Origin of the sequence: Nocardia sp. NPDC058058, from assembly GCF_042885355.1 — a bacterium.
Lineage (GTDB): Bacteria > Actinomycetota > Actinomycetes > Mycobacteriales > Mycobacteriaceae > Nocardia.
The window spans coordinates 774,854-789,401 of sequence record NZ_JBHVSA010000003.1 but is presented as its reverse complement, the minus strand read 5'-3'; the positions used below and the strand labels follow the sequence as shown (position 1 = coordinate 789,401).

General features: G+C 61.6%; 12 protein-coding genes. 10 read left to right on the top strand and 2 right to left on the bottom strand.

Features of this window, described 5'->3' with window-relative positions:
- The first annotated feature begins 99 nt into the window (after nucleotides 1-99).
- From ACFVUS_RS27225 to ACFVUS_RS27215, 3 genes are all read left to right on the top strand, one after another.
- Entirely contained in the window at nucleotides 100-2,337 is a 2,238-nt protein-coding gene (locus tag ACFVUS_RS27225) for a hypothetical protein (protein ID WP_387772249.1), read from the top strand.
- Between the two features lie 697 nt (nucleotides 2,338-3,034).
- Complete coding sequence (locus ACFVUS_RS27220) at nucleotides 3,035-3,292, top strand: hypothetical protein (RefSeq protein WP_387772246.1); 258 nt, start codon at nucleotides 3,035-3,037, stop codon at nucleotides 3,290-3,292.
- Nucleotides 3,293-3,789: 497 nt separating this feature from the next.
- A complete protein-coding gene (locus tag ACFVUS_RS27215) occupies nucleotides 3,790-4,731 on the top strand; it encodes a C40 family peptidase (RefSeq protein ID WP_387772243.1) in 942 nt (313 codons plus the stop codon).
- A gap of 23 nt (nucleotides 4,732-4,754) precedes the next feature.
- Here the strand turns inward: ACFVUS_RS27215 and ACFVUS_RS27210 are convergent, their stop codons facing one another.
- Nucleotides 4,755-7,040 (bottom strand): hypothetical protein, encoded by a 2,286-nt coding sequence (locus tag ACFVUS_RS27210; RefSeq protein WP_387772240.1) that lies wholly within the window; start codon nucleotides 7,038-7,040, stop codon nucleotides 4,755-4,757.
- Between the two features lie 309 nt (nucleotides 7,041-7,349).
- Here ACFVUS_RS27210 and ACFVUS_RS27205 point away from each other — a divergent pair, with 309 nt between their 5' ends.
- From ACFVUS_RS27205 to ACFVUS_RS27175, 7 genes are all read left to right on the top strand, one after another.
- Complete coding sequence (locus ACFVUS_RS27205) at nucleotides 7,350-8,558, top strand: FxsB family cyclophane-forming radical SAM/SPASM peptide maturase (RefSeq protein WP_387772237.1); 1,209 nt, start codon at nucleotides 7,350-7,352, stop codon at nucleotides 8,556-8,558.
- 194 nt (nucleotides 8,559-8,752) lie between these two features.
- A complete protein-coding gene (locus ACFVUS_RS27200) occupies nucleotides 8,753-9,187 on the top strand; it encodes a hypothetical protein (protein WP_387772234.1) in 435 nt (144 codons plus the stop codon).
- Nucleotides 9,184-10,752 (top strand): hypothetical protein, encoded by a 1,569-nt coding sequence (locus ACFVUS_RS27195; RefSeq protein ID WP_387772231.1) that lies wholly within the window; start codon nucleotides 9,184-9,186, stop codon nucleotides 10,750-10,752. The genes ACFVUS_RS27200 and ACFVUS_RS27195 overlap by 4 nt, the downstream gene beginning before the upstream one ends.
- Nucleotides 10,753-10,778: 26 nt before the next feature.
- Nucleotides 10,779-12,236 (top strand): hypothetical protein, encoded by a 1,458-nt coding sequence (locus ACFVUS_RS27190; protein WP_387772228.1) that lies wholly within the window; start codon nucleotides 10,779-10,781, stop codon nucleotides 12,234-12,236.
- On the top strand, nucleotides 12,233-12,571 hold the full coding sequence (locus ACFVUS_RS27185; RefSeq protein WP_387772226.1) for a hypothetical protein: 339 nt from the start codon (nucleotides 12,233-12,235) through the stop codon (nucleotides 12,569-12,571). The genes ACFVUS_RS27190 and ACFVUS_RS27185 overlap by 4 nt, the downstream gene beginning before the upstream one ends.
- On the top strand, nucleotides 12,568-13,227 hold the full coding sequence (locus tag ACFVUS_RS27180) for a hypothetical protein (protein WP_387772223.1): 660 nt from the start codon (nucleotides 12,568-12,570) through the stop codon (nucleotides 13,225-13,227). Before ACFVUS_RS27185 ends, ACFVUS_RS27180 begins: the two co-directional genes overlap by 4 nt.
- Before the next feature lie 43 nt (nucleotides 13,228-13,270).
- Nucleotides 13,271-13,615: a hypothetical protein gene (locus ACFVUS_RS27175; protein WP_387772221.1), complete on the top strand. Its 345-nt coding sequence runs from the start codon at nucleotides 13,271-13,273 to the stop codon at nucleotides 13,613-13,615.
- Here the strand turns inward: ACFVUS_RS27175 and ACFVUS_RS27170 are convergent.
- Nucleotides 13,570-14,373: a hypothetical protein gene (locus ACFVUS_RS27170; RefSeq protein ID WP_387772218.1), complete on the bottom strand. Its 804-nt coding sequence runs from the start codon at nucleotides 14,371-14,373 to the stop codon at nucleotides 13,570-13,572. The genes ACFVUS_RS27175 and ACFVUS_RS27170 overlap by 46 nt on opposite strands.
- Between the last annotated feature and the right edge of the window lie 175 nt (nucleotides 14,374-14,548).

Genomic DNA, 14,548 nt, shown 5'->3' with positions numbered 1-14,548 from the left:
ATTCTGGGGCTCGCCGTCATTCCCGGTTGTCTGGGTGCGGTCGCGACAGCCGAGAGCGGTCCGTCGGGTTCCTCGCCCACCGGCGGAGCGCTCGGTTGGATGAATATTCGAGACTCGTCTGGGGTGAACCTGTCAAACTACATGTTTGTCACCCATACCAGTGGATTCATGCCCCCAGACACTTATGGGCTCGCCATGGCTATCCAGCTGGAATTCGCCGGCTGGATGTTGATCGTGGTCACCGGCATATGGCTGATCGGCTTCGTGCTCAGTTTCCGTTGGATGGCCCTGTTCGCCACTCCCCTGCGGGCGATCGCCAGGGGATTTTCGGAGCAGGTGAGCATTCCGATAGTGCTCATCACAGGGGCCTCGATCGGTGCATTTTGTGTGGCATGGTTTGTCATACGCGGGCTACATGCAAAAGCGGTGATACAGATCGTGACAATGATCGCGGTCGCGGTGCTCGGCCCGATGTTCCTCGCCGATCCGTTGGCGGATGTTCTGGACTCGGATGGTTGGTTCAGCCAGGGTCGCGATCTGGGTATCGCGATCGCAGCCGGCCTCAACGGTGATCGAAGTCCGCAACCCGACGCGGTGGTGGAGTCCGTGGACGTAATACTTGCCGACAACTTCGGACGAAAGGAGTTACATCTATGGAACTTCGAGCATTTGATCGATGAGCGGCCCGTCTGTGGGGCTGCATGGTCGACCACCCTCAACACCGGCGATGGCGAACGAGTCAGGGAGGCTATCCACTCATGCGGTGACAGTCAAGCCTATGCGGCGACCCGTAAGCCCAGCCCTCTGCAGTTCGGTGCGGGTCTGATCTTTCTGATCTCCGGAGCGGGATTGCTAGGGTTCGGTGTCAGGCTCGCGATCAGCATTGTCGGCTCGGTCGTGGAAGTGAGCCTTCGGGCTTTCAAGGTCATACTTGGCTTCGCGGCTGGCGGTTTCATCTACGGACCAACGCAGACGATGCTGGTGCGCGACGTCGTGCATGCCTTCTTCGCCGCGTTGCGGATGGCCGCGCTGGTGACATTCCTCGGCGTGTATGTGCTCTTTCTAGGCAACATCTTCGAGCATGCGCGCGGACACGAGATGTCTGTCCTCATCATGGCTGTGATTCTGGAGTTTCTTGCGATCACGCAGCTGAAGCGACTGAATGCGAGCCTGGATCGCGGGAACGATTGGGTGGCCAACCGATTCTCGCAAACGTTGCACGGTGTTGATACGACCCGGATCTCTGGTGGTGGAGCCACAGCAGGAATGGGCACGATCGGTACGCACCATAACGGCTTAGGTATGCTTGCCACTCTTGGTGCTATCAATACGGTTGGCAATTCGATTGTCGCCGAGCGCCTTTTGGGGAAGCGAAGCCCGCTTCGGCTCGATGCCAACGCGGAGACGATAGCCTCACGTGCCCAATGGGGTGTATGGAGTGTGGCGGGTCTGGGCGGTCCGATGGGCTGGCAGATCCAGGCCGCGCTCAACCGGCAGTTGTGGGCAGGGGCGGCACGAGAGGGCGCGCTGATGGCCGGCGGTATCAATACCGTCCGTGGTGCGGCCATGGCGATCCAGCATGCTGTTGACCAAGGTGCCAGCCCCGGCGATCTGAACGGTGCGTTGCAAGGTGCGGGCTTCACCGATGTCCCGCTCGTGCAGCGAGCAATCAATTCGTGGGGAATTGTCATGGGCAATGTGAACGACCGCAAGATATCCGACGAGCGCTTGGCCGGTACAGTCGCGGCGATGGCACGGGTGGAGTACAGCTCCGACGGGCTGGTGAGTGGCGGATCGGGAGGGCGGGAGCCCCACAATCCCCATGGGGTCGCGGCGGACTTGGCGACTCTGCAGGCGGCGGCCTATCGATTCCGCCGAGCAAACCAGGGTGATATCACGCTGGACGACGGCCACAAACAGGGGCCACAGAGGAAGTTTGTTGACGCTTATATGGCCGGCGACAGGCCCCGTGAGCGCATCGAACAACTGGGAACCATATTAACAACGGGGACATTGGGCCAGGAAACCCCTCCCGACGGTTCCATAGCGAAGGAACTGCTGGATGCAAACGTGCAACTGGCAGATGCCCAGCGTATGTGGGCATGGATCGGAAACAAGCACGCGATGGACATCCATGGCTCAGTGGAACAGCTCATCAAAGACCCGACGAATCGTGATTTCCATCGCGCTGTCAGTGAACACCTGGCGGAGACACAGGACACAGAGGTCTTGGCAAAGGAGTTGGCGTATTCGCCGTGGAAACAGCTGGCACGACCCGGAAGTCGTTTGCCAGACGGCGACTGGACGAAGATGGACCAGGTAAAGGACCTGCTCTGATAGCTCAGCACTTGGACAGCGGGCACGGACACGGACTATTGCGGTGGACTCGCTCGACTCCGAGAAGGGAACACCGGTGAGACTACGTCTGGCCATGGCGATTCTGGTAGCCGTGATGGGACTTGCGGTCGTGTTCGTGGTCGTGATCGGTGGTGGGATCGACGCAGCGGTCGCGTCGGACTTCGACTATCAGTGCGACGTGGCGACCCCGAACCCATCATCGAGCGCGAAGGTGTTCGAGCACCAGGGATCGAGGCTGATACCCGAAGACCCGCCGCTTGACTCCAATCCCTATGCGGAGTTGACTTTCGCGCCGGATGACACCTCGGTCTCCGAGCGGCAGCGGGCATGCGCGGAAACTATGCGGACCGCTGCTTACCAACAAGGACCGCCGTTGAACGCACGTGCCACCGGTCCGGCAACACGATGCGTGGCTGAAATACTCGCGGTGCTCGTGAGCCGGAGCTCGGGTGCTACCAGCCGTGAGGTTGGTTCCGCCACTCGAGCCACAACGGTAGAGCCCGCCGCGGTTACGGCCGCAATCCTTTCGCATGCCGCGGGTTTGGCTTCGGAGGGCTATTGCCGCCCGCTCACCGATGCGGAGGTCGACGCACTTGTCTCTGTCCGATCGGGTCGGAAGCCCGACCGATGTCCCCTCCCCAGCGCGCGCGCTGCGGTCGATCTGCCGGATAACGTTGTGGCACAAAGCCTCTGCGGTCGACTGGTCGCAGCCGGGGCGGAATCGCCGGGTGATCTGGTGTTCTGGGACTATCGGGACAACGCGCCCACGCGAGTAGGCATAGTCGAGGAGACCGGACCGGTCTCCGCCGGGCGCGCACGCGCTGTGGACGTGCTTGTGGTGAGCTGGGATCCGGGCTCGGACAGACTTATTCAGCTACCCATGCCGAGTGGATGGGATGTGCGAGTGAAACGGATGCTCGGAGGGGCGGCGTGACGGAGGCTGCCCAGGTGGAAGGGACAGAGGCTGCCGACGTAGCGGCGGAGTCGGAAGTCGTTGCCGCGGAACAAGAGCTCCTGCCTGAATCGATCAACCCGTGGAGTCGGCGGACATCCTCGGATCTGCCCGGCACGCCGAGCATGAGCGGCGGTCCGTTATCGCCCGACGTAACGTCGGATGGCACGCCTACAACCGAGCGCGGGGCGTCGCCTTTCATTGTCGATGGGCTCACGAAGGCCGTGCCAGGACCGCCTGAGACTCCGGTCGCCGGTGGTCCGGCACAAGCGACTGGACCGAGCGCCGCTGGCGTGCGGCACGATGCGCCGGAATCACAGCGGGATTCTCGTACCGCGCGATCGGATTCGAATGGTGCCCTGTCGAATCCGGGCCCGCAACGGCACGGTGGCGGTGACACCGATACATCAGCGAACAACGACACCAAGCGACTCCCCGATATCATGCCGGCTCTGATCTCCGGACTGACTATGCTCCCGATGCTCGCATCCGCATTGGGTGGCGCGGGGACGGGGGGCGGCGCCATTGCGGCGGACGGATCCCCATCGTCCCATGCGCAGGCCACGGTGGGTGCACTCAACCGATTGCGGGGCGCCTACGGCGCGGGCGGAAGTACCGGTCCCGGTACGAAGTCGGCCGCAGGAGGAACTCCGACGGTGGCCGGTCCGGGTACCAAGGGCGGCACCACCGCAGCCCTCAAAGCTGCACAGCTCTATCAGAGCAACGCCCATGCCTCCTTCCTGAATCTCGATGACAAGCTCGCCGGATATCTCACCGGCCTAGCCGGAAGCCACCGGATCGACCAGGCCGCACTGACGTCGCTGATAAGGGAGCTCGATTCGGCATTGATCACGCTCGGACCGGCGGCCTACTCCACTGCCGGGGTGCAACGTGTACACGACATCCTCACCATCGCCCTGCAACAGGGCATCGCGCTGACTGGTGCCGGGCAGGTAAGCGCCGCCGAGACCGCCGCGGCCATCGATGGCTTGACCGCGCAGTACATCCACAACCTTGTCGGCAGGAGGTACGCCGGCACCATCGGGACCGGTGCTTCCGCCGCCGCCCAGAAAGCGATAGCGGTGGCAACCGAACAACTCGGCAAACCATATGTGTTCGGTGCGGTAGGTCCCGAGACCTTCGACTGCTCGGGTTTGGTCCAGTACGCGGCCCGAGCAGCCGGTGTGATCCTGCCGCGCACGTCACAGGAACAGTATCGCTTGGGAGACAAGGTGAACTCTGCCGATATCAAGCCCGGGGACCTGATCTTCCCCGCCGAGCAATACAACGGTGGTGAACCCACTCACGTCATGATGTACCTGGGCGGTGGGGAATGCATCGAAGCACCGCAACCGGGCCAGGTGGTCACGAAATCCGGACTCCCGACCAGTTTTTTCGCTACCAGACCTCGGTGGAAATAGCTGCCGACTGGCGTGTCGCCGACTCATGGGTGGTGCCACGGCGACAGTGGATTCCCACTGTGCATCGCCGACATTCGCATGGCTGAGTTCAGGAGGTCACCGCGGAGGCCGTCGATTCGCGCCTGATTTGGGCGGAAGGCGGTCAACGCACTGTGGTAGTCCTTGGCCAGCGTTTGGTGTTGTAGTGCCAGCTGATTGCCGATGTGTATGCGCGTGTTGAACCCAACTGCGTGCCATTGCGCGGGGGTGATCGCGCGCAGATCATCCAAGGAGGTCGTTGCATCCAGGCACATGTCCACAAAAGGTTGGTGTGCTGGGTTGAACGGTCCAGGCGGCGTAAGGGCGCGCGCGTGCCGGGCGAAGTTGTCGGCGGCCACCACAGCGTGACTGGCGAAGACACTTCGCGGGTCTCCATTCCCGTTATGGCTGTTGACAGCGAGGGCCGCCGCAACCGCACTTTGCAGTGAAGATACGCCCTCGAGGGACTTCATCCTGCTGCTTCGGGCCACAGCACTCGCTCGTAGGGCTTGATTCGCTTGGACCTGTGTGGCACCCGCCTTGACCAGCGCGGCGATCAAGGTACCCGGGGTTGCTTGGCTGTCACCGAACCCATCCAGGATGTTAGCCACGGCCAAGTCGGTCCTGGGGCCGTAAGGAACATCGGCACGCAGCCCGGCCTTGATGAGAAGGCCGTCGCGTTCGAGCGCGTTCCATTCCGCGGCCGCGATGTTTCGTTTGTCCATCCTTCTGCGCTGCCTCGACAGGGGGAGGAACGGGCTCACCACCCCGCCGGCCAGCCAGGCCGCGACTGGGGAGGAGTTTATAGTGTTGAGCATCCCGAGTTTGGGTATCAGGCCGCTTCCTGCCGAGCCACCCGCGCGCATCGCTCCCATCCCCAGAGCGTTGCCACCCCCGGCGCTACCATCGGCCGTTCGAGGTACTCCATTCTGTATCGCCACAGCGAACCGATTCGCGATCCAGTCGTTGCCCCTTCTGATACCAGCGCTGAGGTGTTGCAGTTGTGATATCGCGACGAATTCGACGACGGCGGCGGTGATCAGGACCGACATCGTATGTCCCTCTGCCCCTTTGAAGATCTCCCCGAGGAACATCATGTAGAAGCCCAGAAAAATCATGTACGCGGTCATCTCCGCAGCTGCTACCAGGCTATCTACCAGGCTCCGCACCAGGAAGGTCTGAGTCGGGCCGTAGATGAAGCCACCCACTGTGAATCCCGCGATTATTGCGAAGCCCTGCCCGATCGAGCGTGTCCCAGCCTTGACCACACGCAACGCCAAAAGCAATGCGAGCCACAGCTCGAGACCAGCTGACGGCAGCAATACCAAACCTGTGCCTACTTGTCCCAGCCCTATCGTTCTGGATCTCTCGTATGCGACCCGATCACAGATTTCCAATCCAGCACGGATCTGCTTGTCATTACCAGTGGACCAGGCATTTCTACAGACTTGGGAGCTGTCTACAACCCGCCCGAGGCTCCAGATTTGAACCGGCCCTCGCACGAGGTTGGTGGCCAGTTCACCCTCCACCCTCGGCACGACCTGCGCTGGAATCGGATCGGAGTCACCGTTCAGCCCTGCTGCGACCGAGATTCCCAGGTCTCGCCCTTGCATGAGCAATCCGTCGGACGAGAGCACATCCGAGAGAGGGTCGGCTAGGAACATAGGCCCGAGAACAGCCACTCCAATCAAAGTCACCACCTGCCAGGTGGCCTTCTTGGGGTACCCGCGCAAGTAGAACCACCCAGCGAAGAACGCGCCGGCCGTCGCTGCGGTCACCAGCATGAGGGGCGTGTCGATCATGGTGGTCATAGCACGTGCCATGGTGCGTAGCGGAGTTGAGAAGATGTGTAGCCATTCGAAACTGAAGGCCTCACCTATAGCCCAGATCGCCGTGATGGCAATCACCATATATATCATGAACAACAGCGAGACCAGCGTCCAGAGTATTACAGCGCCGGGATCGGCCACGCTCCCGTGATCGGCGACGAAACGGTAGTTGACCAGAGGCGTCCCATACGAGTCTCGCACATTCATCCAGCTCAGGGCATCAATTCCAGATTCGCCGATATCAGATCCATTTGCCGCATTTGCCGCCGCAACTATCAGGCCGGGAAAAATGAACAACGCAAATAGGATCAATAAAATCCAAATCAGGTGTCGATGGTCACGTAGAAATGCAGAAATCTGTATAATGAAGCGCCTATTGAATTGGTTGAAAATGCCCGAGTCCGTCGACTTTGACGATTTTTGACGCGCTCGGAATGGTCGACCGCGCAAGCTTGTGGCCATAGGGGAGACGATAGACGAGGGTCGCCCCTCGATTCAACCCTTTTCGACAACTCCTGTTTGCCGTTTGGTAACCATGGATTCTGTTGTTGCTCACCACGTAGTCGACAGCCGAAACGTATCGCTACCTGCTGTTTCCCACGTTTGGGAGTAGATCACGATCTGAGATTCTTTCCAGTGCATTACGATCATTGGGAAATGGTAGTGCGTTCAACTACTTGAGATTCCCCCTGAGGGTCCAACTTCACTTCGGGTATCAATTTCGCGATGCGCTTCGGCTCAATTTCATACAACCCCAGGGGGGTCGGTCTCGTGGATCAGTTCGTCGGTGAATTGCCGTGGCCTGGCTGGGGGCTCGACTTCGCGGAAATCCGTCGCGGCGGATGGCGGCCAATGGCGTTCAACGAGTTTATCATCAAGATTCAGGGTCGTTGCAATCTGGCCTGCGACTATTGCTATATCTATGAAATGGCGGATCAGAGCTGGCGAGTCAAGCCGAAGGCGATGACCCGGCCAATCTTTGATGAGACCTGCCAGATGATCAAGGATCATGCGGTTCGCTTCTCTCTTCTGACGGTCAATCTGGTTTTGCATGGCGGCGAGCCGCTGTTGGTCGGATCCAGCAATCTCGAATACTTCGCTCGCACCGCTCGCGACATGCTGGATCCGGTCGTTAATCTGGGTATCGGACTGCAAACCAACGGTGTACTCATCGACCAGGATGTACTGCGGATCTGCGATCGGTGGAATATCAGGATCGGAGTCAGCATTGACGGTGGCGAGAACGAACACGATCGGCATCGCCTCGACCGCCGTGGCCGGGGTAGCTACGCCAGGGTCGTGGCGGGCCTGGAGGAGTTGCTGGCTCCACGATATCGGCAGCTCTTCTCGGGCCTGCTGTGCACCATCGATCTGGACAACGACCCGGTGCGAACCTACGAGGCGATGCTGCTGTTCGAGCCGCCAATGGTCGATTTCCTACTGCCACATGGAAATTGGGCAGCGCCGCCGCCGGAGCGCACCGAGGACCTGGGTCGCGCTCCCTACGGTGACTGGTTGATCGCCGTGTTTGACAGGTGGTATGACTCGCCCGAACACGAAACCGCGGTGCGGCTGTTCGGGGACATCATGGAGTTGTTGCTCGGTGGCCGTGTTGGATCGGAGATTGTCGGGCTTGAACCAGTGCGACTGGCGGTTGTCGAAACCGACGGCTCGCTCGAACAAGTCGACGAACTCAAGTCGGCCTTCCAAGATGCTGCTCGAATCCCCATTCGGGGCCAGGGAAGTCCGCTCGATTTGGCGCTGTGGGAGCCCTCGATCATAGCTCGTCAAATCGGTGCCGCCGCGTTGGACGACACCTGCCGGTGTTGCTCGATCCACAACATATGCGGTGGCGGGCATTACGTGCATAGGTATCGGGAGGGGGCCGGTTTTCGAAATCCGTCAGTGTACTGCGCCGATCTGAAGAAGCTCATCGCCCATATCGAGCGCCGGGTTCGTGCTGATCTCGCCCTGCAGTAGAAAGCATGGTCGGTGGACAGCTTGTGGCGCTGTGACGACCTACGGCTGGTCGAGACTTTTTCGCGCTTCAGCCGTAGGTTTCCCCACTCCTGGGAATCCTGGATAATCGAAACATGATGCATCCAGAAACCGATTCGTTTTGTAGCTTCTGGATGGAAACATGTTCGCTATTTCCGGGCCGGTGAGGTTTGAAGATGTTTTCCTTCGACTTTAACAAGATACCCACCAGTACGATTGTTGGTGCGGCTGCTGCCATCCTCCCATCAGCTATTATGCGATTTGGTTCATTGAGCCCGGTCGGACGAACCGTTATGGGAGTGATCGGCGGAGCGATCGGTGGAATCACTGCGTTTAATACGAATCATGAAAGCTCTCTTTCTAATAGAATCTGGAAAGCTCTTGCGGTAGGTGCTATCGATGGGGTCGCCACCTGGGCTGGAGCGACCGGAGGGGCTGGAAAATTCTTGCGTCCCTTTACCTTGAGGAGCGGTGCTACAACAGGAGTTGATTTCCTCGCTAGAAGCATTTTCAGTGGATCAAGCTCGAACGGTGGGTCCGGCTCGACGCCGGTTGGTGTTCCCGACAAGCCCAACCACATTCCGATTGAACTCGCCACACTGCCGGCATGAGTGATACCTCGGACGACGGAGGGGTCGAACGTGAGCTGATGCTCGACATTTACATGCCGAGCAATAAGGGTATGACTATCGAAGAACAGGAAAAGCCGGGCCTGTATAAAGATTATCGTCTTTCGAAGGTGGTGGATACGTATTATAGAACCCTACCGGCGAACTATAAGAAAATTTATGACAGCTTTGGCGCCGGGCCCGCGAAGCCCCCGCCGGTTCAGCCTGATCCACCAGAAGTGAACGCTCTGCTAATGGGGCTCGGTGTAGGTGTATCCGCGTATAATAATTACGCCGAACAGCTCAAGGCTGCATTTCGCAGTCTAAGGGCGGCCGATGCGAAAATAGCTCCGTTGGCAAAGCAGACTGCGGACGTGTCCCATGAAGCGCAGCGAGCAATGAATACCATGATCGAAACAATGCGGAAAAACGCTGGGATGGTCCCGTCCGGTAAAGAAGATGACTGGGTGCTGAAGTTCCTTGGGGAGGCCGCGGACAAGGCAGCGACGACCATCGAGCAGGCGAAACAAATATATGATTCGCTGAAGGATGAGGCGAATGGCAACACGACGTTGCCCAAAGGCCTGGCTGATAGGTTGGCGGCGATCGAGAACAGATTGACGAGTGGCGTCGCCGACCCGACGAAGACATTGTCGAGCTCCGATCTCGAGGCCATGCTTGCCCGGATGGCGGCGGGGAACGGTGCGAACGGAAAGAGTTCGGACATAAAAGATCCTTCGAGGCCGCCGGGCACTTCGCAGCGAGATCCGGGGCAGCAGCAATACCCCTCTATGCCTACATCCTCAGGTTCGGGCCTGGGTATGGATATGATGAGTTCCCTCTTGCCGATGCTGATGGGCCAGATGTACAACCGGAACCTGGCCGATCCAGATCGGTTGGATCGCCGCTATGGTCGGGATCCCTCTGACCAGGATCCGCGGAATATGCTGCCCGTCGTGCAGGGGGCGCCGCCTGCAGTGATCCAACAGACCCCGGCCCCGGCCCCGCCCTCGGCTACTGACAAGCCCGTCAACCAGGCGCCGAACAGCAACCAAGCGGCAACGCTCACCCCCGGTCCGGACGGTGGAGTGGACTATCAGTTCCCTGACGGCAAGGTTCAGCGGGTTTCGGTCGTAGTGGCCAAGGCGCTGGATAAGGCGTTTGCTGATAAGAAGAACAGCGACGCGCAATCGGCGTACGCGGACACCCCGGCCAAATGGTCGGACATCAAGCAGATCGGCCGATCGGTCGATCCCTACGAGCTCATGACCGGCGACGTCGGAATCTGGGAGAACCCGGACAGGGTGGTCATCGTGCGCGCCATGGGCTCCGATTCCGAGGCTTCGCTCGATCTCATCGTCAATGGCGAACTGCGCAGATATCCGGACGAGATTTCGGAGTCAACTGGGGACTTCGGCACTTTCGCCGGATGGGCGCATCCTCGCGGAATAGAGATGACCAGCATGAGTTCGGGACGTGTCGAGAACTCCGCACCCGGGGTAAACCAGGCTCCCGGAACGAGCATCGGCGCAGGGACATCGCCGTTGAACGCGGCTCCGGCGAGCTGACTGCGGAAAGGAGGTGCCAATTGCCAATGAATGTCGAGCCCGGCGAATTGGTCGAGGCGGCCGCCACGCTGTGGCGCCTGGTCCAGGAGGCCCATGCGGGGCTGCCTTCCGGTTGGGTACCGCCCGCTGGTGCCGACCTGCCCTCCACCGTCGCGTCCGCTGTGCACAGTGCACACGCGGAGTCGACGTTCAACGGTGTGATCGGCGTCGCCAACCGCGCCGCGGCGCACGCTCAGCGAATCGGTTCCGCCGCAGTCGACTACACCCTTGCCGATGATGAGGGAAGTCGAATGATCGGTGGTCGCGGCGGCGCGATCGCCGCGAATCCCATTGCCGGGACAGAACAGTTCGGATTCCGCCAAGCTCCGCCACCGTCGGTCACCACTGCGGGTGCGGTCGATCCGCTCACCTTCGCGCAGCAACTGCACGCGGGTCCCGGTCCCGCACCGGCGAGAGCATACGCGGACTCGATCCGGCAATATCTGGACGGTCCGCACCGTGACGCGGTCGACGGCTTCCGGGATCTCATTCCGGTCATGAACAACTGGACGCCGGTGGGAACGACCGTAGCCGGCCACCTCGACACCTTTGGTCGGCAGTTGAGCGAAATCGGCGTCAGTATGGGCGCACTGGCGGCCAACGTCGACGGCTACGCCGACGCGTTTCTGACGGCCAAGGCGCAACATCCGACGCCGCAGGAGATAGTGGCGACCCGCAAGCGCCTCCTTGCCGCCAGCCGTTCGAAGGACTCCGCCGCCCTTGCCGAGGCGCTCGCCGAATTCAACGAACAGAACGCGCTTTCCGCGCAGACGCACACCACCTACACGGGTGAGGTCGGAAAGACAGTCGCCGATCAGGATGGGACCAGCGCGAAGGGCAGCGCTGGTAAGGGCAGCGGCGGCGACATGAGCATGTTGATGCAGATGCTGCCGAGCCTGCTGAGCGGCCTCACGAACTCGGCTAATTCACTGTCACAACATGATTCGACTGAGAGCGAGGACCCGGACACAGAGCTCGAGTATCCCTCCGACCTACCGCTACTACCGTCGTTCACCGGTGGCGGCGCGGGCCCGGGCGGTGGTGACCTCGGATCGCCGACTGTCCCCGATCTCACCGCCTACAACGTGGGCCGCCTGCCCAGCGCCAGTGCGCCCGGCGGGCCGGGCAACACCGGTCTGCCCCGCGCACCAGTCATCGAAGCCGTACCCAACCTGTCGCCGGGGAATCCGGCAGCCCGCCCGGCCGGTTCACCGTACATGCCTTATATGCCAACAACTCCCGGTATGGGCGCTGGTGCGCCGGGGGGCGGTGGCAATGATCGCGCCCGGGTGGTCGCCTGGCATCCGGACCGGCTCATGTATGTCGACGACACACCTCATACCGATGCGGTGATCGGCGAGAAGCCAACCATTGCCCCGACCGTGACACCCCCGACGCCGACCCATGCCAATCAGGCGCCGACCAACACCGGAGGCTCCGCATGACCGATATTCATCCCGACGTGCAATCTGCCTTGGACGCCGCGCGTGACCTGCGCCATCGCATAGACGATCTGCGCGAGCGAATCAACGGCATCCGCGCTCGCAGACCTTCCCCCGGTGACGCGGTGGTTCCCGAGGTCGATGCCATGGGACGACTCACCGATCTCTACTTCGCGCCGGGCACCACCGAGCGCTTCGGCAACGCGGAACTGGTCGCCGAGATCATGGCCGCCATCGGCGAGAGCACCGCTGACGCCGGCCGCCAATACCGGGCGATCATGGATGTCGAACCCTGGCCGGAACCGGCAGCCCAGAGCACAACGAACGGACCGGCGTGACCGGCGCTCACGAAGTCACCGTCGCCGACACCGTGCAATGGCTACACGATGAGGGCCTGGCACGCCTGGCCGTCGTCGGCGGTACCGCGCCCAGTCCTATGGTGGCCTTCACCGTGGAGGTTGCCACGGGTACCGTAACCGCTTTCCCGGCCGCGGTCGCCGGGCCTGGCACCGATGTGTTGACATTGCCCGCCGATGATCTGCCGCCCCCGGCGGAAACCGCGAAACGCCTTGTGGTGGTTGGTCTTACCGCTACCGAGTCGGTGCTGATACTGGATCTGGCGGCGATTCCGGCCCTCGGTATAACCGCCGACCGCCCGGAGACCACAGCGCGAGCCTGGGTGGCGCAACTGCTGCTCGATCCGGAGGTCAGCATCACTACAAACAGCCCCGATCTTGCGGTCCCGGCCGGCAATCGATGTCGGCATACCTTCATCCCCGGTGGTGGAACACTGCTCACCGTCGACGATCGACGGCCACCCGTCACCACCGTCATGCTCAACCCGCCCGGCGACGGGATCGATCAACTCGAGGTGGCTCAGGACGGCTCCGCGGAGTTGTACCTCGGCAGCCGCTTCTGGCAGCTACGGCACGTAATGGGGATTGGTGACCTTACCTGGGCCGCCCTCACCGCTCAGCTGGAACCGCCGGAATGACCACCGGATTCGCCGATATCGAACGACCACCACAGGAGCATCCATGGACGACATCGACTACGACACAGCACAACCGCAAGTTCCGGACTGGCGCGGCATGACCCATGAGGTCTTCAACCCCGATCACACCGCAGGCGTGGCCTGTAACCGTGATGGCGAGATCGTCGGCCTACACATCACCGACGAAGCCCGTGACAACGGCGATATCTGGCTGGCCGCCGAGATTCTGCGGCTCGCCCGGCTGGCACACCTCAAATCACGAGTCGCGCTGCGGGCCGAGATGGAGTTCAACGGAACCCTCTCGCACACCATCGACTCGTTCGATCTTCCGAACGAGGCCACCTACCGCGCCGCCGAGGCCGCCGAGTTCGGCACCGCCCAGCGCTGACTCGCCGACAGGACCGAACCATGAGCGACAGGCTCGACATCGACGACCCGGATGAGATCATCACAGCGGCAGGCCAGGTCGAAGCCGCCTCCGCTGCGGTAACCGGACGCGTGACGTCCGTGATCGGTGACCTGGTACCGGTAGGCGCGGCGCAGTGCGATCTCGACCACGCCCTGCTCGGGATATTGGGGTGGTTCCGTGACAGCTGTGCCGCCGCGGCCACGTCCACCAGCGCGAGCTCGACCGCGACCCAACGCTTCATTTCGCTTGCGGCACAGACCCTCTCGACGGCCGACGACCTTGGTCGCGCCGCCGTGGACCGGTCCGTCGATCGCGACTGAACGCGGATGGAGCTGCGGGGTGACCACCCCTACTGGGATGTCATCGTCGGCGACAACTGGCCCGGTATCGACGCCCGGGCCTGGCGGTCGCTTGAATTCGCCGCGCGTACCGGGGCACAGGGCATGGACGTCACCGGATTCGAACAGGCGCGCCGAGCCCTCGACGAGCACATCCGGGCAGGCGCCGCATTGCAACGAGCCCAGGAAGCGCTGCGCGTGGAGCAAGGCAGGTTGTGGGTGCTCTTCGATGCTCTGCATCTGGCCGCTGACCTCTTCGGCGAAATTTCGCGGCTGGTAGAACGAACCTGCTCGCTGATCCACGACATCGTTGATGAGGCCGTGGCCGAAATCGGCACTGCGCCGCCCGCCGAGCAGTCCGAGCGTCAGGATAGTAGACGGCGGGCGCAGGTCGCCCACATCATCCAGCGGGCCCGTGACGAGGTCGCCACAGTACTGGCCAGGGCCACGCATAGTGCTGGGGCACAGGGGTTTCCGGAACTGCCCGCGCTCGCGGCCTTGCTGGGCCAACCTGGTATCGGGCATTACACAGGTGACTCAGGGCGCGGGGACGCACCCGCAGGTCGGCCCCCAC